This window comes from Microbacterium sp. JZ37 (assembly GCF_035188445.1).
Lineage (GTDB): Bacteria > Actinomycetota > Actinomycetes > Actinomycetales > Microbacteriaceae > Microbacterium > Microbacterium barkeri.
The window spans coordinates 845,387-864,353 of record NZ_CP045253.1 but is presented as its reverse complement, the minus strand read 5'-3'; the positions used below and the strand labels follow the sequence as shown (position 1 = coordinate 864,353).

At 71.9% G+C, this 18,967-nt stretch carries 22 protein-coding genes and 2 tRNA genes; 10 read left to right on the top strand and 14 right to left on the bottom strand.

What is annotated here, in order from left to right; translation table 11 throughout:
• Window positions 1–39 precede the first annotated feature (39 nt).
• From GC092_RS03865 to galU, 5 genes are all read right to left on the bottom strand, one after another.
• Window positions 40–112 (bottom strand) — tRNA-Ala (locus tag GC092_RS03865).
• 55 nt (window positions 113–167) lie between these two features.
• Window positions 168–770: an SGNH/GDSL hydrolase family protein gene (locus tag GC092_RS03860; RefSeq protein ID WP_324014151.1), complete on the bottom strand. Its 603-nt coding sequence runs from the start codon at window positions 768–770 to the stop codon at window positions 168–170.
• Window positions 771–859: 89 nt separating this feature from the next.
• On the bottom strand, window positions 860–1,864 hold the full coding sequence (locus GC092_RS03855; RefSeq protein ID WP_324014150.1) for a large exoprotein: 1,005 nt from the start codon (window positions 1,862–1,864) through the stop codon (window positions 860–862).
• Window positions 1,865–1,930: 66 nt separating this feature from the next.
• A complete protein-coding gene (locus GC092_RS03850) occupies window positions 1,931–2,560 on the bottom strand; it encodes a GNAT family N-acetyltransferase (RefSeq protein ID WP_271173540.1) in 630 nt (209 codons plus the stop codon).
• 34 nt (window positions 2,561–2,594) lie between these two features.
• The gene (gene galU / locus GC092_RS03845) at window positions 2,595–3,482 is read right to left on the bottom strand and encodes a UTP--glucose-1-phosphate uridylyltransferase GalU (protein WP_271173541.1); all 888 of its coding nucleotides are present in this window, start codon (window positions 3,480–3,482) and stop codon (window positions 2,595–2,597) included.
• Window positions 3,483–3,559: 77 nt separating this feature from the next.
• Here galU and GC092_RS03840 point away from each other — a divergent pair, with 77 nt between their 5' ends.
• The 3 genes from GC092_RS03840 to mscL are packed head-to-tail and all read left to right on the top strand — an operon-like array spanning window position 3,560 to window position 4,911.
• Window positions 3,560–4,147, top strand: coding sequence for a 5-formyltetrahydrofolate cyclo-ligase (locus GC092_RS03840; RefSeq protein ID WP_324014149.1), 588 nt, complete (start codon window positions 3,560–3,562; stop codon window positions 4,145–4,147).
• A gap of 31 nt (window positions 4,148–4,178) precedes the next feature.
• Window positions 4,179–4,451, top strand: coding sequence for an FmdB family zinc ribbon protein (locus GC092_RS03835; RefSeq protein WP_282979386.1), 273 nt, complete (start codon window positions 4,179–4,181; stop codon window positions 4,449–4,451).
• 55 nt (window positions 4,452–4,506) lie between these two features.
• A complete protein-coding gene (gene mscL / locus GC092_RS03830) occupies window positions 4,507–4,911 on the top strand; it encodes a large conductance mechanosensitive channel protein MscL (RefSeq protein ID WP_324014148.1) in 405 nt (134 codons plus the stop codon).
• A 73-nt stretch (window positions 4,912–4,984) separates the two neighbouring features.
• Here mscL and GC092_RS03825 read toward each other — a convergent pair whose 3' ends face one another.
• Together GC092_RS03825 and GC092_RS03820 are read right to left on the bottom strand one after the other, a co-directional pair.
• Window positions 4,985–5,182, bottom strand: a complete 198-nt coding sequence (locus tag GC092_RS03825; protein ID WP_324014147.1) for a hypothetical protein — start codon at window positions 5,180–5,182, stop codon at window positions 4,985–4,987.
• The gene (locus GC092_RS03820) at window positions 5,182–8,871 is read right to left on the bottom strand and encodes an AAA family ATPase (protein ID WP_416383303.1); all 3,690 of its coding nucleotides are present in this window, start codon (window positions 8,869–8,871) and stop codon (window positions 5,182–5,184) included. Before GC092_RS03820 ends, GC092_RS03825 begins: the two co-directional genes overlap by 1 nt.
• A 168-nt stretch (window positions 8,872–9,039) precedes the next feature.
• Here GC092_RS03820 and GC092_RS03815 point away from each other — a divergent pair, with 168 nt between their 5' ends.
• A complete protein-coding gene (locus GC092_RS03815; protein WP_282979389.1) occupies window positions 9,040–9,552 on the top strand; it encodes a methylated-DNA--[protein]-cysteine S-methyltransferase in 513 nt (170 codons plus the stop codon).
• An 82-nt stretch (window positions 9,553–9,634) separates the two neighbouring features.
• Here the strand turns inward: GC092_RS03815 and GC092_RS03810 are convergent, their stop codons facing one another.
• The gene (locus GC092_RS03810) at window positions 9,635–11,242 is read right to left on the bottom strand and encodes a monocarboxylic acid transporter (RefSeq protein WP_271173548.1); all 1,608 of its coding nucleotides are present in this window, start codon (window positions 11,240–11,242) and stop codon (window positions 9,635–9,637) included.
• Window positions 11,239–11,589: a DUF485 domain-containing protein gene (locus GC092_RS03805; RefSeq protein WP_271173549.1), complete on the bottom strand. Its 351-nt coding sequence runs from the start codon at window positions 11,587–11,589 to the stop codon at window positions 11,239–11,241. Before GC092_RS03805 ends, GC092_RS03810 begins: the two co-directional genes overlap by 4 nt.
• A gap of 133 nt (window positions 11,590–11,722) precedes the next feature.
• Between GC092_RS03805 and GC092_RS03800 the strand changes: the two genes are divergently transcribed.
• The 4 genes from GC092_RS03800 (at window position 11,723) to GC092_RS03785 (ending at window position 13,566) form a co-directional block, all read left to right on the top strand.
• Complete coding sequence (locus GC092_RS03800; RefSeq protein ID WP_282979390.1) at window positions 11,723–12,589, top strand: LuxR C-terminal-related transcriptional regulator; 867 nt, start codon at window positions 11,723–11,725, stop codon at window positions 12,587–12,589.
• A 60-nt stretch (window positions 12,590–12,649) separates the two neighbouring features.
• Complete coding sequence (locus GC092_RS03795) at window positions 12,650–13,003, top strand: histone-like nucleoid-structuring protein Lsr2 (protein WP_271173551.1); 354 nt, start codon at window positions 12,650–12,652, stop codon at window positions 13,001–13,003.
• 132 nt (window positions 13,004–13,135) lie between these two features.
• Window positions 13,136–13,417 carry a Fe-S cluster assembly protein HesB gene (locus GC092_RS03790; RefSeq protein ID WP_271173552.1) on the top strand — a complete coding sequence of 94 codons (282 nt, stop codon included), beginning with the start codon at window positions 13,136–13,138 and terminating at the stop codon, window positions 13,415–13,417.
• Window positions 13,418–13,493: 76 nt separating this feature from the next.
• Window positions 13,494–13,566, top strand: a tRNA-Arg gene (locus GC092_RS03785).
• A 5-nt stretch (window positions 13,567–13,571) separates the two neighbouring features.
• Here GC092_RS03785 and GC092_RS03780 read toward each other — a convergent pair.
• The 3 genes from GC092_RS03780 to GC092_RS03770 all read right to left on the bottom strand — a co-directional run bounded on the left by GC092_RS03780 (window position 13,572) and on the right by GC092_RS03770 (window position 16,256).
• Window positions 13,572–14,069 carry an HNH endonuclease gene (locus GC092_RS03780; RefSeq protein ID WP_324014145.1) on the bottom strand — a complete coding sequence of 166 codons (498 nt, stop codon included), beginning with the start codon at window positions 14,067–14,069 and terminating at the stop codon, window positions 13,572–13,574.
• Window positions 14,070–14,435: 366 nt separating this feature from the next.
• Window positions 14,436–15,356 carry a M23 family metallopeptidase gene (locus GC092_RS03775; RefSeq protein WP_271173554.1) on the bottom strand — a complete coding sequence of 307 codons (921 nt, stop codon included), beginning with the start codon at window positions 15,354–15,356 and terminating at the stop codon, window positions 14,436–14,438.
• Between the two features lie 198 nt (window positions 15,357–15,554).
• Window positions 15,555–16,256, bottom strand: coding sequence for an iron-dependent transcriptional repressor DtxR (locus tag GC092_RS03770; protein ID WP_271173555.1), 702 nt, complete (start codon window positions 16,254–16,256; stop codon window positions 15,555–15,557).
• Window positions 16,257–16,353: 97 nt separating this feature from the next.
• Between GC092_RS03770 and serC the strand changes: the two genes are divergently transcribed.
• The gene (gene serC / locus GC092_RS03765; protein WP_324014144.1) at window positions 16,354–17,463 is read left to right on the top strand and encodes a phosphoserine transaminase; all 1,110 of its coding nucleotides are present in this window, start codon (window positions 16,354–16,356) and stop codon (window positions 17,461–17,463) included.
• A 62-nt stretch (window positions 17,464–17,525) separates the two neighbouring features.
• On the opposite strand, the gene GC092_RS03760 is transcribed toward serC, so the two are convergent.
• Together GC092_RS03760 and GC092_RS03755 are read right to left on the bottom strand one after the other, a co-directional pair.
• Window positions 17,526–18,227 (bottom strand): DUF3027 domain-containing protein, encoded by a 702-nt coding sequence (locus tag GC092_RS03760; RefSeq protein ID WP_324014143.1) that lies wholly within the window; start codon window positions 18,225–18,227, stop codon window positions 17,526–17,528.
• Window positions 18,220–18,603, bottom strand: a complete 384-nt coding sequence (locus GC092_RS03755; RefSeq protein WP_271173558.1) for a cold-shock protein — start codon at window positions 18,601–18,603, stop codon at window positions 18,220–18,222. The genes GC092_RS03760 and GC092_RS03755 overlap by 8 nt, the downstream gene beginning before the upstream one ends.
• A 96-nt stretch (window positions 18,604–18,699) precedes the next feature.
• Here GC092_RS03755 and GC092_RS03750 point away from each other — a divergent pair, with 96 nt between their 5' ends.
• Complete coding sequence (locus GC092_RS03750) at window positions 18,700–18,966, top strand: multidrug ABC transporter ATPase (RefSeq protein ID WP_271173559.1); 267 nt, start codon at window positions 18,700–18,702, stop codon at window positions 18,964–18,966.
• The last annotated feature ends 1 nt before the right edge of the window (window position 18,967 follow it).

Sequence of the window (18,967 nt, the reverse complement as noted above, 5' to 3'; positions counted from 1 at the left end):
TCCGATGGACGGGGGCTTGTCGACTGTCTCAACTCAGTGTGGACCCAGGGGGATTCGAACCCCCGACCTTCTCATTGCGAACGAGACGCGCTACCAACTGCGCCATGGGCCCTTGCAACCCGAGATACATTACCAGACCCCGAGCCGCTTGCCGAAACCGAGGCGCGTCAGGCGCGTCGCCAGGCGTCGAGCCATGCGTCCGCGATCCGTCGCGCGCCCTCGGCAGAGGGGTGGACGCCGTCAGGCGCGAGCGCGGCAGCACCCACGGTGCGGGCGGCCTCGGTGAGCGGACGGTGCAGCGGCACGAAGGACGCGCCGTGCTCCTCCGCGAGACGCGCGATGACCTCTCGCTTCGCCGCGAGGTCGTCGAGCCACCCCTCCTGATCGTCGCGCACGGGCAGGACGAACGGCTCCACGAGGATGAGCCGTGCGCGGCGCGCGGCGTCACTCGCGAGCAGCCGGCGCACGGTCGCCTCGAAGTCCTCGGCGCTGGTGGGGTCGTCGCGATCGAAGCGCCGCCAGGTGTCGTTGACGCCGATGTAGACGGTGAGCACGTCCGGCTCGGCTGCCTCCACGTCCTCGTTCCAGCGGCGCTCAAGGTCGACGGCGCGGTCTCCCCCGACCCCGACGTTCACCACGTGCGCCTCATCGCCGAGCGCCTCGGCGATGAGGTGCACGTAACCGTGTCCGAGCGAGGCGGCGTGCGAGCGATCGCGACCGGCATCGGTGATCGAGTCTCCGACGAACACGAGTCGAGCGGGGCGGGTCATCGTTCTCCTTCGAGCGGGACGGACGGGCTCCGACCCGCCGAGAGCGTCTCACGATCGGGGCGTCGCCGCACCGGATCGGACATCTGCGGTCATCCGGCCGCGCGGCGGGCGAGCAACTCGCGCACGTGCGCCTCGATCTCGGCGTCGTCGACGAACCCCATGCGCGCATACGGCGACGCCGGCTGCTGCTGACGGGCCGCCGTGATCGGCACCGGCGCGGGAGTCTGAGCCGCGATCTGCGTGCGCAGCCCCTCCTCGCGCGCGGCCGCGCGGAGCGCCTCGTGTGCGCGCGCGCCGTCGAGCGCGAGCGCGGCGCGTGAGCCGGAGACACTCGTCAGCGGCGCCGGGAGCGAGCGCGGCGTCCAGCCGCGGTCCTCGGGGTCCATGAGCGCGGGCGCGACCCGGCGGACCGCCGGGGCCGCCTCGGCGATCGGCGCAGCCGCCGGGGCCGCCGGGCGCTTCGCGCGACGCGCGACCGCGGCCATCCGATTCAGCGTCTGCAGCGCCACGAGCGTCGCGACGGCACCGCCCGCCAGCCACCACCCGGCTCCGCCCTGCGCGAGGGCGGCGACGCCGACGGCGATTGCCGCGAGGCCAGCGAGCAGGACGACGGTGGCGGCCATCCGCACGGCGCGACGGGCGCGCGCCTGGCGCGCGCGGAGCACCTCGGGAGCGCGGCGCGCGGCGTCGAGCTCCCGTCGGCGGCGCTCCGCCTCGAGCTCCAGCTCACGGCGCCGGCGTTCGCGACCGGCCGCGGCCTCGTCGCGCTCGCGCTCGAGGCGCGCCTGCACCTCCATCCGCTTGCGCTCGAGCTCGAGGCGGTCGCGCTCGGCGCGCAGCCGCTCGTCCTCGGCGCGCAGCTGGCGCACGAGCTTCTCCTGCGCACGTGCCTCGCGCGCGCTCAGCTCGACGCGGATCTCGTCGGGTGTCTCGCTCGTCTCCGCGAGCACGCGCAGAGCCTGGTTGAGCCGGACCGCGTTGCGCTCGGCGGCGTTGTAGCGCATGCGCGCCTGCCAGGTCGGGAGGAGGTAGACGATCCAGAGCAGCACGGCGACCGCGATGATCACGCCGCCGCCCAGCATCTGCCCGCCCATGAAGACAAAGGTAGGCGACGACGGTGCGCCGCCCGCGCTCGCGCCCGCGTGTCGCGCGCGGAGCGGTCAGGAGGCGAGGGTGTCGCTCGGCGGGATGGCCGCGGCGTCGGTGGGCGCGCGACCGCTGACCCACCGGGCGAGGACGCCTTCCGGCACCTCCTCGCGGACGAGCGCGAAGGCGTAGTGGTCGCGCCAGTCGCCGTCTATGTGGATGTACCGACGGCGCAGCCCCTCGTACCGGAATCCGAGCTTCTGGACCACGCGCAGGCTCGGCACGTTCTCGGGCCGGATGCAGATCTCCATGCGGTGCAGACGGAGATCGGTGAAGCAGAGGTCGGTCGCGAGCGCGACGGCTGTCGGGGTGATGCCGCGGCCCGCGAACCGCTCGCTCACCCAGTAGCCGATCGTCGCCGACGAGAGGGAGCCGCGGGCGATCCCCCACACGTTGAGCTGACCGCAGATGACGCCCTCGTACTCCATGACGAGGGGCACGCCGACGCCGTCGCGGTACTGCTGCAGCAGGCGCCGGATGCCGGCGCGCATGTCGAAGGAGATGGCGCCGTCGGGGTTCGTGGCCTCCCACGGGCGCAGCCACGAGCGGTTCGCGAGCAGCTCCTGCTGGAGCGTGCGCGCGTCCCGCGGACGCACGAGTCGGATGGACACCGCGCCGTGCTCACGCCACGCCTGGGTATCCATCCGACTCCTCGGCAGATGTCTCGAGCGACCGGGCTCAGAGAGTGGTCGCGAACTCCTTGAACCAGGGTCGCAGGTCCGGGCCGAGGTCGGCGCGGTCCGCGGCGAGCTGGACGATGGCCTTGATGTAGTCGAGGCGGTCGCCCGTGTCGTAGCGGCGCCCGCGGAAGATGACGCCGTAGACCCCGGGGCCCGCTTCGTCGGCCGCGACCTCCTGCAGCGCGTCGGTCAGCTGGATCTCGCCGCCCTTGCCGGGCTCCGTGCGCTCGAGCACATCGAAGATCGCGGGGGTCAGCACATAGCGGCCGATGATCGCGAGGTTCGACGGCGCGTCCTCCTTGGCGGGCTTCTCGACGAGGCCCTTCACGCGGACGACGCCCTCGGTGTCGGTCGGCTCGACGTCGGCGCAGCCGTACATGTGGATCTGGTCGGGGTCGACCTCCATGAGGGCGATGACCTGCGCGCCGCGCTTGGCCTGCTCGTCGATCATCGTCGTGAGCAGCTCGTCGCGCTCGTCGATGAGGTCGTCGCCCAGGAGGACGGCGAACGGCGAGTCGCCCACGTGAGCCTGGGCGCGCAGCACCGCGTGACCGAGGCCCTTGGGGTCGCCCTGGCGGACGAAGTGGATGTCGGCGAGGTCGCTGGATGCCTGGACGCGCTCGAGACGGCCCGTGTCGCCCTTCTTCTCGAGGTTGCGCTCGAGCTCGGGGACCGAGTCGAAGTGGTTCGCGAGCGCGTTCTTGTTGCGCCCGATGATCATCAGCACATCGCGGATGCCGGCGGCGACAGCCTCTTCGACGACGTACTGGATCGCCGGCTTGTCGACGACCGGCAGCATCTCCTTGGGCGTGGCCTTCGTCGCCGGAAGGAAGCGCGTGCCCAGCCCGGCGGCGGGGATGACCGCCTTGATCTTCGGTGAATCCATGCTGACAGCCTAGGCGATGCCCCGTTATCCGCCTGTGATCGCCCTGCGACACGGGGCGCGTCTCCTAGGATCGGGACATGCTCGGAGAGCTCGATCAGGCCAAGCGCGCCCTGCGCGCGGAGATCCGCGAGCGCCGCCAGCTGCTCTCGCCCGCGCAGCGCGAGGCGGCGGGAGAGGGCGTCCACCGCGAGCTCGACGCGCTCGTCGCGCGTCTGGGCGCGCGCTCCCTGTCCTGCTATCTGTCGGGCCCGACCGAGCCGGACACGCGCCCGTTCATCCGCTCCGCCCTCGAGCGCGGCCTCCGCGTGCTGCTGCCGATCACGCGTGCGGACGGCCTCCTGGACTGGACGGCCGCGAGCGCGGACGGCGACGAGATCGAGAGCGCGTACGGCGTTCCCGAGGCCGTCGGCGAGGTGCTCGGCCCGATCGCGGTCAACGACGTCGACCTCCTCGTCGTGCCCGCGTCGGCAGTGGACGGCGAAGGGCTGCGGATGGGCTGGGGCCGGGGCTTCTACGACAAGACGCTCGGCTCGATGGCGCACAGGCCGCCTGTATACGCGGTGATCTATGATTCCGAGTTGGTCGATCGCGTTCCGCGCGATCTCCATGATCAGTCCGTCGACGGCGTCGTGACCCCGACGCGCACCGTCGCGTTCCGCGGCTGACGACTCCGCTCCATCATCCGAACGAGGACCCATGCCCACATACGCCTACGCCTGCAAGTCCTGTGGCCACCGGTTCGACGCCGTCCAGGCCTTCAGCGACCCTTCGCTCACCGAGTGCCCCGAGTGCGGGGGCGAGCTGCGCAAGCAGTACGGCTCGATCGGCGTGACGTTCAACGGCGCGGGCTTCTACCGCACGGACTCGCGGAATACTGCGTCCTCCTCCGGCGCGGGTGCTGGATCCGCGTCCTCGTCTGCGCCATCATCGGGGTCGGGAGCCTCCGCTCCCGCCGCGGCCGGCGCCTGACGCCCCGCGGTTCGACTTCTCGCCGGCGTCGTCGGCAGATGGGGGAACCACCACCATGATCCAGGGCTTCAAGGAGTTCATCTCCCGCGGCAACGTCATCGACCTCGCGGTCGCGGTCATCATCGGCGCCGCGTTCGCCGCGATCGTCACGGCCGTCGTCGACAACCTCGTCAACCCGCTCATCGGCGCCTTCGTGCCCTCGGGCGACCTCGCCAGCTGGGTCATCCCGATCCCGGGCCTCTTCGCCACGGCGAACCTCGGCATCGGCGGCATCATCTCGGCGATCATCAACTTCCTCGCGGTGGCCGCCGTCGTGTACTTCGCGCTCGTGCTGCCGATGAACAAGCTCGCCGAGCGCCGCAAGGCCAAGCTCGGCGTCACCGAGGACGTCCCCGCTCCCACGCAGGAGGAGCTCCTCGCGGAGATCCGCGACCTGCTCGCGAAGCAGACCTCCCGCTGACCCGCGCGCACATGACGAAGGGCGCCTCCCGTTCGGGAGGCGCCCTTCTCCGTCTGAGGGGCGGATGGCCGCGTCACCAGTGCGGCGGACGATCCCTCCGGAGCCGCTCGTCGTTGGCGCCCTTCTCCCCCGCAGCGGGGCGACCGCCCGCGTCCGCGTCGCGCAGGGTCGCCTCCGCATCCGCGTCGGCGAGCGTGCCCTCCACGCGCGTGAGGCGGGCTCGACGCGCGCCGGCGACGCGCTCGACCCGCTGACGAGGCTCGTCCGGCATCAGAAGGCGAGCGGCTCGGTGTCCGGGTCGACGCGCGGCGTGTCGGCGGAGACGCCCAGCACGGCCGCGATGCGCTCGGCGACCGCGGCAGGGTCGCTGTACAGGTCGAAGGCGTGCACGCGGACGTAGTGCCAGCCGAGCCGCCGCAGGGCGTGCGGGCGCAGCCGGAGCGACTCGCGCAGCGACGCGTCCTGCGATTCGGGGTCGCTCTCCACGACGACGGCCTTGCCGCTGCGCTGCGCGACGAGCGGGAGCATCCCGTGGTAGTCCACGTCGACGGCGACGCCCAGTCGGCGCAGCTCGCGCGCGAGCACGCGCGTGAGCGGATCCGCGTCGTCCTCGCGCCGCGCCTCGCGGCCCCGCCCGTCGATGCTCGCGAGGATGCCCATGAGGATGGCCGCGCCGTGCTCGAGGCGGCCGTCGTCGGCCGCGGGCCGGATCGACGACACGATCACCATCGAGCGCCGCGCGCGGGTCATGCCGACGGTCAGGAGCCTCTCGCCGTCCGGCGTGGAGAGGTCGCCGAAGTCGCTCAGCACGCGGCCGTGCTTGGTCACACCGTACCCGAGCGAGAAGATCACGCGGTCGCGGCTCTCGGCGACCGACTCCTCGAGCGTGAGCACCGTGAGCGGCTCGGTCGTGTCGCGCGCGACGAAGTCCGCGACATCCGAGCGGCCCGCGAACGCGGTCGTCACGGCGGAGCGGATGCGCTCGGCGTGCCGACGGCTCGCGGTGATCACCATGAGCGACTCGTGCGGGCGGTTCACGGCGTGCTCGACGACGAGCGTCACGACGCGCTGGACCTCGGCATCGGGGCTCTCGACGGCGCCGCTCTCCGGGTCGGGCGCGCCGTAGCCGCCCTCGACGTAGTCGACCGACAGGCTGCCGCGGCCGAGATACGACCCGGCCCACGGGAGCGACACGATCTCGCCGCCGTAGAACGCGTCGTTCACGAGCTCGGCGAGGTCCTCGCCGCCCGCCCGGTAGCTGCGGGTCAGGGTCTCGACCGGAAGCACGTCGGCGAGGCGCTCGAACGCACTGGCCTGCTCGCCGCCCGCGGGAGGGCTCTCGAGCACCGCGACGGAGAAGGGCAGGGGCCGCTGCGTCACAGGATCGCCGAAGGCGACGACCTGCCGTGCGCGGCGGATGGCCGGGGCCGCCTCCGCGAGGCCGATCGCCCCGGAGTCGGCGATGAGCACGACGTCGAAGCCCGGCGCGTCGGGGATGAGGGGCACGTCGTAGGGCGACGCGATCCAGACCGGCGCGATGACGCGCGACAGGGTCGGCGCGATCGAGGCGAGCGCCTCGGCGCTCACGTCGCCGCGCGTGAGGGAGCGCTTGAGCGCCTCCGCCTCGCCCGGCTCGTCGACGATGCCGATCTTCCACTGCGTCGCGAGCTGCCAGGCGAGCAGCGGGCCGGATGCCGCGGCGTGCGCCTCGTCGACGAGACGGAAGTCGCGCTCGAGCCGGTCGACGACCGACGTGTTGGCGCCCAGCAGCGCGCGGTCGCTCTGCAGAAGGTGCTCGAGGGCCGACTGCCACCACGCGAACTCGAGCTCCTCGCCCACGCGCTCCTCGTCGACATGCCGGACCGACAGCTCGGTCAGGAGCGGCTCGAGGCCGAGGCGCGACAGCTCGGCGCGCAGCTCGGCGCGCTCGACGATGTTGTCGAAGACGTCGGAGTCGGCGGCGAGCCCGGCGAGCGTGCGCACGAGACGCTCCACGGGCATCGATGCGAGCCGCGACCCGCGCCCGAGGGCCGCGTCGAGCTCGCTCAGCTCGGCCTCCACGCGCTGCCACTCGACCTGCACGTCGGCGAGTCCGAGCGGCAGCTCGGGGATCGTCCCGACGTCGACGAGCTGCTGCCACTGCTGACGCTGATGCTGGATCCGCGACAGCGCGGCATGCATGTCGGTCACGTGCACACCGGGGCGCAGGTACTCCTTCGAGAGGCGCTTGAGGCGCCGGCGCTGCGCGCCGGGCAGGCCCGACTCCCGTCGCGGTCCGAAGGCCTTGATCATGTCGCCGAGCGGGCGCTCGAACACCGATGGCGTGAACCGGTCGAGCGAGTCGCGGATCCCGTGCAGGAGCCGCAGGTACTCCCCCAGCTCGTCGATCGTCGTGAACGGGCGCATCCGCGTCTGCGAGATGAGCTCGTATCCGCGCTCGAGGAGGTTCGGCACGCTCGTGCGGTGCAGCTTGCCGGCCATCCGATGCGCTGCACGGGCGTCGTCGGTCGACGAGAAGGAGACGCCGTACCACGGCGAGTCGTCGGGGCCCACGCGGAACTCGCCCAGGCGCGCGGCGAGCGCCAGGGTCGATGCGGCCTTCGAGCGGTCGCCCGCGAGCTGCTCGAGGGCCCGGATGCCGAGGCGGGCGGATGTCGACGGCGGGGTCGGCAGGGCCGCGAGCCGCGTGAGGGTGCGCGTCGCCTCGAGCACCGAGATGCCGAGCCCGTCGTGCACGCGCGTGAGCGCGTGGCGGTAATCGCGCAGCACCGAGCGGAGGCGCACGAGGGCGTCGTCGATGTCGGAGACCTTGGGCTGCGTCGCCTTCTCGTTGCGGCCGATCGCGCGGATGAGGTCGCGCCGCAGGTCGGTCGGCGACACCGCGAGGGCGTCGAGCCCGATGCCCGCGAGACGATGGCGGATGCCCTCGAGGGTCGAGCGGCGCGCGCTCACGACGAGGACCCGCTTGCCGTCGCGCACGAGCGCGCCCACGGCGTTGATGATCGTCTGCGTGCCGCCCGTGCCGGGCAGGGTGTGCACCGCGAGAGACTGTCCGGCCGTGATGCGCGCCAGCACGCGCTCCTGTTCGGCATCCGCATCGAGCAGGAGCATGTCGGATGCCGGCGCGCGCTCATCGGGGTGCGGCACGGCGGGTGCCGGGCGCTGGGCGCCCAGGGCAGCGAGGTCGTCGGGGTGGCCGGCGAGCGCGTTCAGGACCGGATGGTCGAGCTCGCGCATGTCGCGCGCCATGACCTCGCCGACCTCCGCGAACGTCGAGACGATGAGCCGCGGCTTGACGCTGAAGGTGTCGACGTGCGCGACGAGGCCGCGCAGGCGGTCGATCACGGGCTGGGGCTTGAACACGCCCTCGTCGTAGGCGAGCTCGGCGAGCGCGTCGCCGTCGATGTCGATCCCGAAGTGGTCCTGCGCGATGCGGACGAGCTCGGGGTTCACGGCGAAGCGGCCGTGGAGCTTCAGCTCGAAGTCGGAGTGATGGCGGCGGATGGCGAGCGGGCGCAGGAGGACCGGCGCGACGAACTCCTCGTCGCCGACGCGCCACGTCGCGAGGCCGACCGCGAGGCGCACGGCGTCGATGCCGCGCACGGTGCGCAGCTCGAGGTTCTTCGCCGTGATCCGCTCCGCGGCCAGGCGGGCGGTGCGCAGCGCGACCTCGTCGCGGAAGAGGTTCGACAGCAGCGTCGACCGTCCCGTGATGAACTGCGGGAGGCTGCCGGGGTGCGCCTTCGTGATCTCGATGCCCGACTCGGGCGCCGGCCGATAGCGCAGGAGCGGCGACCGTCCGCCGAGCGCCCCGGCCAGCGACCGCAGCTGCTCCCGTTCGGAGGACGCGACATGCGCGACCGACACGTCGGGGTCGGCGACGCGGAGGTCCGCGGGCGTCACGGGCACGAGCCTCGTGGTCTCCACGGCGTCGTCTTCAGCGGGCAGCACACCAGTCAGGGTAGGCGGACGCGCCTCAAAGTCACCCGCGTGCCGCGGAGTTTCGCCGGATTACCCGGGCGCACGGCCCCTGCGACGCCGTCTGCACAGGCGCTCTCCATCGGCGCGTCGGCTCCCGGCCGCTCCGCGCGAGCGCCGCACGGCCGTCCGCCCCTTCAGGATGGACGCATGACCTACCGGTACGCGATCCTCCCCACGCCCGTCGGCGACGCGGTCTCGGCGTTCTCCGACGAGGGCCTCGTCGCGCTGCGTCTCGCCGCCGAGCCCGAGTGGGCGCTCGAGTCCGTCTCCCGCGAGCTGCGCGGCGCCCTCCTTCCCGACGACGGCTCGGACGCCGCCGAGGAGCTCGCCGCGCAGCTCGAGGGCTACTTCGCGGGCGAGCGCCGGCGCTTCGACCTCGCGCTGGACTGGCGCCTCGCGACGGGCTTCACGCGAGAGGCCCTCGAGGCGGTGCGCGAGATCCCCTACGGCACCACGGCGAGCTACGGCGAGGTCGCCGCCATGGCGGGGCGCCCGCGCGCCGCCCGCGCGGTCGGCACGGCCTGCCGCACGACGCCCTACTCGCTGATCGTCCCGGTGCACCGGGTCATCCGCGCCGACGGCACGATCGGCGGCTACGGCGGCGACATCGAGCTGAAGCGCCACCTCATCGAGCTCGAGCAGGACGCGCTCGGCGCCTGAGGCCATCCGCCCGCCGCACACGGGAGCGCCGACCCGCGAGTAGGCCGCGGGTCGGCGCTCCTTCCGCCTCAGTGGACGCCGCTCAGTGCTCGACCGCCTTCTCGGCACCGAACCCGGTGAGCGAGCGCACCTCCATCTCGGCCGCGAGACGCGGGTCCTCCGCCGAGCGCGAGGTCAGCGAGCCGATCCACCCGAGGAGGAACCCGACCGGGATCGAGACGATCCCCGGGTTGCTCAAGGGCCAGATCGCGAAGTCGGCGGCGGGGAACACGCTCGTCTCGGTGCCCGAGAACACGGGCGAGAAGATGATGAGCACCAGGGCCGTGCCGAGGCCGCCGTACATGCTCCACACCGCGCCGCGCGTCGTGAAGCCGCGCCAGAACAGCGAGTAGAGGATCGTCGGCAGGTTCGCCGACGCCGCGACCGCGAACGCGAGCGCCACGAGGAACGCCACGTTCTGCCCCTGCACGCCGATGCCGCCGACGATCGCCAGCGCGCCGATCACGAGCACCGTGATGCGGGCGACCCGCACCTCGCCGTCGCCCTCCACGCGCCCGTTCTTGATGACGTTCGCGTAGATGTCGTGGGCGAACGAGGTCGCGGCGGTGATCGTGAGGCCCGCGACGACCGCGAGGATCGTCGCGAACGCGACGGCGGAGATGAACCCCATCAGCACGGGGCCGCCGAGCGCCTGCGCGAGCAGCGGGGCGGCCGAGTTCACGCCGCCCGGCGCGGCCGCGATCGTCTCCGCGCCGACGAGCGCTCCCGCGCCGTAGCCGAGCACGAGCGTGAGCAGGTAGAACAGCCCGATGAGCCAGATCGCCCACACGACCGAGCGACGCGCCTCCTTCGCCGTCGGCACCGTGTAGAAGCGCATGAGCACGTGCGGCAGGCCGGCCGTGCCGAGCACGAGCGCCATCCCGAGCGACAGGAAGTCGAGCGGCTTCGCACCGTACTGGAGGCCGGGCGCGAGGATGGCCTCGCCTGCCGACGCGTTCGCGACCGCGGCGCCGAGGAGGCCGTTGAAGTCGAACCCGTGCTGCGCGAGCACCCAGATCGCCATCGCGATGGCGCCGCCGATGAGGAGGAAGGCCTTCACGATCTGCACCCAGGTCGTGCCCTTCATCCCGCCGATGAGCACGTAGACGACCATGAGGACGCCCACGACCGCGATGACCACCGACTGGCCGACGCGGTCGCCGACCCCGAGCAGAAGCGACACGAGGCCGCCCGCTCCCGACATCTGCGCGAGGAGGTAGAACAGGCACACCGCGAGGGTCGTGATCGCAGCGGCCATCCGCACGGGACGCTGCCGCAGGCGGAACGACAGCACGTCGGCCATCGTGAACTTGCCCGTGTTGCGCATGAGCTCGGCGACGAGCAGCAGCGCGACGAGCCACGCCACGAGGAAGCCGATCGAGTACAGGAACCCGTCGTACCCGTTCAGCGCGATCGCGCCGACGATGCCGAGGAACGACGCGGCGGAGAGGTAGTCCCCCGCGATCGCGAAGCCGTTCTGCGGCCCGCTGAACGAGCGCCCGCCGGCGTAGAAGTCCGCCGCGGTCTTGTTGTTGCGACTCGCCCTGATGACGATGAACAGCGTGACCGCGACGAAGGCGCCGAACACGCTGATATTGAGGATCGGGTTGTTCTCCATCTGCGCAGGTGCCGCTGCCATCCATGCGCTCATGCGCCGGCCGCCTTCCGCTCGAGTTCAGACCGGATCTCGGCGGAGATCGGGTCGAGTCGGCGATTCGCGAAGGCCACGTATCCCATCGTGATCGCGAATGTCGTGACGAATTGGCCCAATCCGAAGAGCAGGCCGACGGTGATATCTCCCCACACCCTCTGCCCCATGAACTCGGGGAAGAAGCCCGCGAGGACGACGTAGAGGAAATACCAGACGAGGAAGAATGCCGCGAGCGGGAAGATGAAGCTCCGCTGGGTGCGCTTCAGCTCGCGGAATCGCGGTGAATCCTCCACCGCCGCATAGTCGATCGACGTCGTCGGGGCGACGCCGCCCGGAGAGTCAGTCATGAGGCCTCCTTGCCGCATGGTCCCTGCCGCACTGCGTGTTCGCAGAGCCGGTGTTCCGGCACCTCGCCGGTGATATCTTCGACGCTACGGAAAGCGACAGAGCGGTCGTCACCCCCGAAAGTAGGTATCCCCGGTGCAGACAGTGTTGCCGTCTCGCGGAGCCGATGAGCAGCGGCTCGTCGCGGGCGCCGTCGACGAGCTCGCTCGGCGCACGCGCTTCCCCGTCGCGTTCGGCGGACTCCTGGAGGACGGCCGCGTCGCGATGTCGGCCTTCCACGGCACGCGGACGTCGGCGCTCGACGGGCTCGCGGTGCGCCCCGAGCGCGGCCTCGGCGGGCGCGCGATCATGGAGCTGCGCCCCCGCTTCGCGAGCGACTACCGCACGGCGAAGCAGATCACGCACGACTACGACCCGTACATCCTCGGCGAGGGCATCGGCACCCTCCTCGCCGTCCCCGTCATCGTCCAGGGGCGCGCACGAGGCGTGCTCTACGGCGCCGCCTGGGGCCAGTGGAACGTCGGCGGGGTCGCCGCGGCTCCCGCCGTCGAGGTCGCCGACCGGCTCGCGAGCCAGATCGCCGCGCTCGACGCGTCGCGGCGGCGACGGGAGGCGGCGGCGGAGTCCTCGGCCGTGCTCCCGCCCGCGCACCAGGAGGAGCTGCGGGAGACCTACGCCGAGCTGCGGCGCATCGCGGCCGCCGTCGATGACGGCGCCATCCGATCCCGTCTCGAGGAGGTCGAGCGTCGGCTCGCCGCGCTCTCCGGCGTGGCCGTGTCGGCACCTCGTCCGGCGGCCGAGCCGACCGTGCACCTCTCCCCGCGCGAGGTCGACGTGCTCGCCTGCGCTGCTCTCGGTGCGACGAATGCCGAGATCGCCGCTCAGCTGGGTCTTCGCGAGGGAACCGTGAAGGCCTATCTCGGCGCCGCGATGTCGAAACTCGACGCCTCGACGCGTTTGGCCGCGGTCGCGAAAGCACGTCGCGCCGGTATTCTGCCCTGATATCCCCGGGCAGACGCGAATTGTGCTCGAATTGGCGCCTTCTGACGCTACATTCGAGATATGGCCCGAAAGATCATCCACCAGCTTGTTGACGACCTCGACGACACCGTTCTCGAGCCCGGAGAAGGCGAGACCGTCCTCTTCGCCCTTGACGGAAAGAGCTACGAGATCGACCTCTCCGCCGACAACGCGGCGGAATTCCGCGCGCAGTTCGAGCGCTACATCTCGGCCGGCCGCCGCGTCGGAAGCGGATCCGGCTCGACGAATTCGAGCGCATCGCGCGTGACCCGCCGGCGCTCCGGCCAGACCGATTACGGACCGGTTCGCGCGTGGGCGAAGGAGAACGGCTATTCCGTCTCCGAGCGCGGGCGCGTCCCCGCCGCCGTGCTCGAGGCCTACGAAGCGGCTCACTGAGCCCGCTCGTCACGGCGCCGATTCGCCGGATGCACATGTGCATCCCGTGTGAATCGGCGCCGTGTCGCGTCCGGGGGTTGCATCCCGGCGGCGTTCTCGGAATCGTGGCTGGCCCGACGGAAGGAGAGCCGAATGCTCACACTCACCGAGAACGCCCAGACCGCCGTCCGAACGATCGTCGACCAGTCGCCGGATCCCGCCACCGCGGGCCTGCGCATCGACGGCTCGAGCTCTTCCCCGCAGGGGTACACGCTCACGCTCGCGCCCTCGCCTGAGGCCGCCGACGCCGTGGTGGAGAGCGGCCCGGTTCGCGTCTTCCTCCCCCAGGAGGCGGCCGTCGAGCTCGACGACAAGGTGCTCGACGCCGAGGTGACGCCCGACGGCGTGCGCTTCGCGCTGGCCGTCCAGGCCTGAGAGCGTCGCACGGCGCCGCCCGGGAATCCCGGGCGGCGCCGTGTCCTGTCCGCACTGCCGATAAGCTGGTGCGGACGCCCCCGTAGCTCAGTGGATAGAGCGTCGGTTTCCTAAACCGTGCGTCGCTGGTTCGAGTCCAGTCGGGGGCACCGTCTCACGCCGCGAGCGCGAGGTACGGCTCCCAGCGCGGATCCGCGCGCTCGGCCCCGCGCACCGTCCAGGACGTGCTGCGCGGCGCCCCAGGCGCGAAGCGGAGCTCCCAGCCCATCTCCTGCGGAGTCCGATCGCTCTTGATGTTGTTGCACCGCAGGCAGCACGCCACGAGGTTCTCCCACGTGTCCCGTCCCCCGCGCGAGCGCGGGAGGATGTGGTCGATCGTCGAGGCCGAGGCTCCGCAGTACCCGCAGCGGAAGCCGTCCCTGCGCAGCACGCCGCGACGCGTCACCGGCGTCCGGCGCGCCGTGGGCACGCGCACGTAGCGGGTGAGGACGATGACGGCGGGCCGGTCGAACACCGATCTCGTGCCCCACACGGGCTCCCCCTCGACGTGCTCGATGACGGTCGCCTTCTCGTTCATGACGAGGACGAGGGCTCTCTTGAACGAGACGACCGCGAGGGGCTCGTATCCCGCATTCAGCACCAGTGTTCGCATACTCGATCCCTTCGATACGACCCGGACGGCTTCCGGGCATTCGAACTGCGACCGCTCCGATCGGCGGCGGGCGTGCGCGGGCACGAAAAAGGGCGCTGTCTCATGGACAGCGCCCTGGAGAGACCGCGGCTGCTCCGCGGCCCGTGTGCACACGATGCCGGAGGACGTAACGCCCGAGCGCATCCGTGGTGCGGATGCGAGGTATTCGTTCCATCGGCTCCCTCCGCCTCTCTCGGCGACAGGGTCAGGCTAGCGCACCCCGGGCGTGTCGAGGGCGAAGAGCGGGTGAACAGCCGGGGATTCCGTGGCCGGATGCGACAGAGCGCCCGGCACGCGACGTGCCGGGCGCTCTCGCGCGGGATCCGATCAGATCGGCAGGTAGCTCATCGGGTCGACGATCGCGCCGTTGATGCGGTACTCGATGTGGAGGTGGTTCGCCGTGGAGCGGCCGGTCGAGCCGACGTAGCCGATCAGCTGGCCCGCCTCGACGGTCTGCCCGACCTCGACCTGGCGGGTTCCGTAGGTCATGTGGCCGTAGAGGCTCGAGGTGCCGTCGCCGTGGTCGATCGCGACGGTGACGCCCCAGCCGCCGAGCGCCTCCTGCGAGGTGATGACGGTGCCGGACTTCACGGCGTAGATCGGGGTCATCGCGGGCGCGACCATGTCGGTGCCCTCGTGGCCCGACCCGACCGAGCGGCTCACGTAGTAGGTGCCGGCGGGCAGCGGGCAGATGCCGCCGTCGCTCACGACCGGGGGCTCGTACGTCTGCGGCTGCTGCTGCGGCTGCTGCGGCGCGGTCTGCGCCTGCTGCTCCTGCTGCTGGGCCTGCTGCTCGCGCTGCTGCTGGGCGAGGAGCTCGGCCTGCTCACGGGCGCGCTCGGCGGCCTCCGCCGCCGCGGCGGCCGCCTTGGCCTCCTCGATCTCCTCCGGCGTCGTCGCGGAGTACGCCGCGCCGCTCAGCGGGGCGGTCTCGACCGCGGCGTCCACCGCGATCGACTGGGCCTCGCGCTCGGCGGCGTCCTGCATCGAGACGGTCTCGGGCGCCGGCTGCGTCGCCGCGTACGCGGGGATGGCGACGCCGGCGAGCAGGGCGAGGACGGCGGCGATCGTGCCCGCGGCGCGGACCGGCTTCACCTGGGGGGCGCCGGCACGGCGGGCGGCCCGCTCCATGCGCCGGACGTCGCTGCGCGGCATGACGACGATTCCTCGCGTCACGGGCTGCACGGCCTTCGTCGGGGTCGTCGCGTCGGCGTCGGGGGCGCCCGCGGACGTGGGGTTCTCAGCCAAGTTGTCTCCTCCGTCGCCTCGCGCCAGGGAGCGCCGACTCGTCAGAACTGGTCGGGGCACAGTCTCACTCCGTCAGAACGACGAGCCGGGGAGGCGATTTCTCACGGAGCGCCCGGGGCTCGGAGCCGCCGGGTATCGCTCAACGGTAACGGAAGATAACGGAAATGTCACGCTCCCCGTCGGGCTCCCAGCCGAGCGTCAGCCGCGATCGTCGACGAGGAAGATGTGCGACGCGATCTCCACGGGCAGCTCGAGCGCGTCCTGCGCGCCGGCGATCTGGACCAGCACGTACCCCTCGCTGTAGCGGAAGTCGCCGTGCGCACCCGGCACGACCCCGGCGTCGCGCAGCTGCTGCAGGAGCTCGGGGTCGACCTGGGCCGACTCGGCGAGCCGCCGGACCGTGCCGGAGACGGGCCCGCCGTTCTCGTCGAGGCGGCGCACGAGGCCGACCACCCCCTGATCGGCCCGCTCGACGGAGAACTCCCCGAGCTGCTCCAGCCCGGGGATCGGGTTGCCGTACGGCGACTCGGTCGGGTAGCCGAGCAGCTCGACGAGGCGGCGCTCGACCTGCTCGCTCATGACGTGCTCCCACCGGCACGCCTCGTCGTGGACGTAGGCCCAGTCGAGGCCGATCACGTCCGACAGGAGGCGCTCCGCGAGGCGGTGCTTGCGCATCACCTCGACGGCCTTGGCCCTGCCCTCGTCGGTGAGCTGCAGACGGCGGTCCTCGGCGACGACGACGAGGCCGTCGCGCTCCATGCGGGCGACGGTCTGCGAGACGGTCGGGCCGGAGTGGCCGAGGCGCTCGGAGATGCGCGCGCGCAGGGGGATGATCTCCTCCTCCTCGAGGTCGAGGATGGTGCGGAGGTACATCTCCGTGGTGTCGATCAGGTCGGTCATCGATCCTCCGTCTGCGTCGAAGGCAATCCTAACCGGGAGCACGGACACCGGGCGCTGGCCGCCGGGCCGCCCGCGGACGCGCCGTAGGATGAGCAGCATGACGCTCACGATCCCCGCCGATCTCCTTCCCTCCGACGGCCGGTTCGGCTGCGGCCCCTCGAAGGTGCGTCCCGAGCAGGTCGCCGCCCTCGCCGAGGTGGGATCGTCGCTCCTCGGGACGTCGCACCGCCAGGCGCCGGTGAAGAACCTCGTCGGGAGCGTGCGCGAGCGCCTCGCGCAGCTGCTCCGCCTGCCTGACGGCTACGAGATCGTCACGGGCAACGGCGGCTCGACCGCGTTCTGGGATGCGGCCGCGTTCGGGCTCATCGAGCGCCGCTCGCAGAACCTCGTGTTCGGCGAGTTCGGCGGGAAGTTCGCGAAGGCGGCCGCCGCGCCGTGGCTCGAGGCCCCCGACGTCCGCAAGGCGGAGCCGGGCACGCGCGCCGAGTCCGAGCCGGTCGAGGGCGTCGACGTCTACGCCTGGCCGCACAACGAGACGTCCACGGGCGTGGCCGCACCGATCCGGCGCGTGTCCGGCGACGCGGGTGCGCTCACCGTGATCGATGCGACGAGCGCCGCCGGCGGCATCGACTTCGATGTCGCCGAGACCGACGTGTACTACTTCGCGCCGCAGAAGAACCTCGGCTCGGACGGCGGGCTGTGGTTCGCCGCGATGTCGCCCGCGGCGATCGAGCGCATCGAGCGCCTGCACGCGTCCGACCGCTACATCCCGGAGTTCCTCAGCCTCTGGAATGCGGTCGACAACTCGCGCAAGGAGCAGACGCTCAACACCCCTGCCCTCGCGACGCTCCATCTCCTCGACAGCCAGCTGGGCTGGATCCTGGAGAACGGCGGCCTCGAGTGGGCCGCGGCCCGCACGGCGGAGTCGTCGCAGGCGCTGTACACGTGGGCCGAGGCGTCGTCCTCGGCGACCCCGTTCGTGGCCGACCCCGCGCACCGCTCCCCCGTCGTCGTGACGATCGACTTCGACGAGGCGGTCGACGCGGCGGCGGTCGCCAAGACGCTGCGCGCCAACGGGATCGTCGACACCGAGCCGTACCGCAAGCTCGGCCGCAACCAGCTCCGGGTCGCGACGTTCGTCTCGATCGAGCCCGAGGACGTCCGCCAGCTCACGCGCGCGATCGACTTCGTTCTCGAGAACAGCTGATCCGTCACCGCAGACAGGAGGAGCCCCGGCCGGTCGGCCGGGGCTCCTCCTGTCTCACGCGGTCAGTCCTCCGCGTCGTCGTCATCCCACGCGTCGTCGTCCTCGTCCGCGTCGTCGTCCGCGCTGCGCGCCTCGTCGTCGTCCTCGTCGTAGTCCTCGTCGGACTCGGCCGCATCGTCGTCATCGGCCGCATCGTCGTCGCCCGCGTCGAGCTCGTCGATGTCGACGCCGTCGACGTCTCCCGCGTGCAGGATCGGCGAGCCGTCCTCGTCGAAGTCGTCCTCGTCCTGGTCGAACTCGTCGCCTTCGGACGCGAAGTCCTCGCCCTCATCGGACTCGTCGGCCGCCGCGGCCTCGGCCGCCGCGCTCTGCGCCGCCTTGTACTCCTCGAGGCGCACCGACCACGGCACCCACTCGGGCGCGAGCAGCGCTCCGTCGCCCGGCAGCAGCTCCGCCTCGAGCACGGTCGGCTCGGCGTCCTCGACGACCGCGAGGGAGACGGTCCAGTGCCATCCCGGATAGCCGCTCAGGCGGTTCTCGAAGCGCAGCGAGACGACGCCGTCGCCCTCGACGGTGTAGCCCGCCGGCTCGCCGATGGTCTGCGCGGGCGTGATCTCCCGCAGCGCGGCGAGCGCGAGATCGCGAGCCTCGAGCAGGCGAGGGTCGGGCTCGACGGGCGCGGCCTCGAGGGAGGCGTCCTCGCGGGGCGCCTCGGAATCCGCGAGCGCCTCCGCGTCCGCCGCAGGCTCGGGAGCCTCAGACATCGAGCTCGTCCGCGACCTTGCGCAGCACGGCCGCGACCTTGCGCGCGTGCGACGACGAGGGGTAGCGGCCGCGACGCAGGTCGCCGCCGATGTCGTCGAGGAGCTTCACGAGGTCCTCGACGATGACGGCCATGTCGTCTGCCTTCTTGCGCGACGCCTTCGCGAGGCTCGGCGGAGCCTCGAGCACCCGCACGGAGAGCGCCTGCGGCCCCTTGCGGCCGTCGGCGATCCCGAACTCGAGCCGCGTCCCGGCCTTCACGACCGCGCCCGCGGGGAGCGCGCTCGCGTGCAGGAACACGTCGTCCTGTCCGTCGTCCGACGTGATGAAGCCGAAGCCCTTGTCCTCGTCGTAGAACCTGACCTTGCCGGTGGGCATGTGAACCTCGCTGATACCGCTGGAACGTAGAGAGAGGGATCGATCGATCCCTCTCCGCCATCCTAGTCCGGCAGGCGTACGACTATCCTGGTCAGGATGAGTGATCAGCCCAGCGCGCAACCCGCGGTCCGCCGCGTCGACCGCATCCTCGCGTTCATGTCCCTGGGGATCGTCGTGCTGTCGATCGGCTGCTTCCTCGCCGTGATCATCGCGACCGCCTCAGGGGTCACCGACTTCAGCGGCGGCGCGTGGCCGGTCGTGTTCCTCGTGCAGATGATCGGGCCCGTGATCGCCTTCCTCCTGCTCCTCACGCTGCTCGTCATGAGCTTCGTGCGAAGGGGTCGCGCCTCGCGCCGGAGCTGAG

Bases quoted from the DNA above. Each gene is read 5' to 3' on its own strand.
- GC092_RS03860 (WP_324014151.1), bottom strand. From the start codon at position 770: ATGACCCGCCCCGCTCGACTCGTGTTCGTCGGAGACTCGATCACCGAT.
- GC092_RS03855 (WP_324014150.1), bottom strand. From the start codon at position 1,864: ATGGGCGGGCAGATGCTGGGCGGCGGCGTGATCATCGCGGTCGCCGTG.
- GC092_RS03850 (WP_271173540.1), bottom strand. From the start codon at position 2,560: ATGGATACCCAGGCGTGGCGTGAGCACGGCGCGGTGTCCATCCGACTC.
- galU (WP_271173541.1), bottom strand. From the start codon at position 3,482: ATGGATTCACCGAAGATCAAGGCGGTCATCCCCGCCGCCGGGCTGGGC.
- GC092_RS03840 (WP_324014149.1), top strand. From the start codon at position 3,560: ATGCTCGGAGAGCTCGATCAGGCCAAGCGCGCCCTGCGCGCGGAGATC.
- GC092_RS03835 (WP_282979386.1), top strand. From the start codon at position 4,179: ATGCCCACATACGCCTACGCCTGCAAGTCCTGTGGCCACCGGTTCGAC.
- mscL (WP_324014148.1), top strand. From the start codon at position 4,507: ATGATCCAGGGCTTCAAGGAGTTCATCTCCCGCGGCAACGTCATCGAC.
- GC092_RS03825 (WP_324014147.1), bottom strand. From the start codon at position 5,182: ATGCCGGACGAGCCTCGTCAGCGGGTCGAGCGCGTCGCCGGCGCGCGT.
- GC092_RS03815 (WP_282979389.1), top strand. From the start codon at position 9,040: ATGACCTACCGGTACGCGATCCTCCCCACGCCCGTCGGCGACGCGGTC.
- GC092_RS03810 (WP_271173548.1), bottom strand. From the start codon at position 11,242: ATGAGCGCATGGATGGCAGCGGCACCTGCGCAGATGGAGAACAACCCG.
- GC092_RS03805 (WP_271173549.1), bottom strand. From the start codon at position 11,589: ATGACTGACTCTCCGGGCGGCGTCGCCCCGACGACGTCGATCGACTAT.
- GC092_RS03795 (WP_271173551.1), top strand. From the start codon at position 12,650: ATGGCCCGAAAGATCATCCACCAGCTTGTTGACGACCTCGACGACACC.
- GC092_RS03790 (WP_271173552.1), top strand. From the start codon at position 13,136: ATGCTCACACTCACCGAGAACGCCCAGACCGCCGTCCGAACGATCGTC.
- GC092_RS03780 (WP_324014145.1), bottom strand. From the start codon at position 14,069: ATGCGAACACTGGTGCTGAATGCGGGATACGAGCCCCTCGCGGTCGTC.
- GC092_RS03770 (WP_271173555.1), bottom strand. From the start codon at position 16,256: ATGACCGACCTGATCGACACCACGGAGATGTACCTCCGCACCATCCTC.
- serC (WP_324014144.1), top strand. From the start codon at position 16,354: ATGACGCTCACGATCCCCGCCGATCTCCTTCCCTCCGACGGCCGGTTC.
- GC092_RS03760 (WP_324014143.1), bottom strand. From the start codon at position 18,227: ATGTCTGAGGCTCCCGAGCCTGCGGCGGACGCGGAGGCGCTCGCGGAT.
- GC092_RS03755 (WP_271173558.1), bottom strand. From the start codon at position 18,603: ATGCCCACCGGCAAGGTCAGGTTCTACGACGAGGACAAGGGCTTCGGC.
- GC092_RS03750 (WP_271173559.1), top strand. From the start codon at position 18,700: ATGAGTGATCAGCCCAGCGCGCAACCCGCGGTCCGCCGCGTCGACCGC.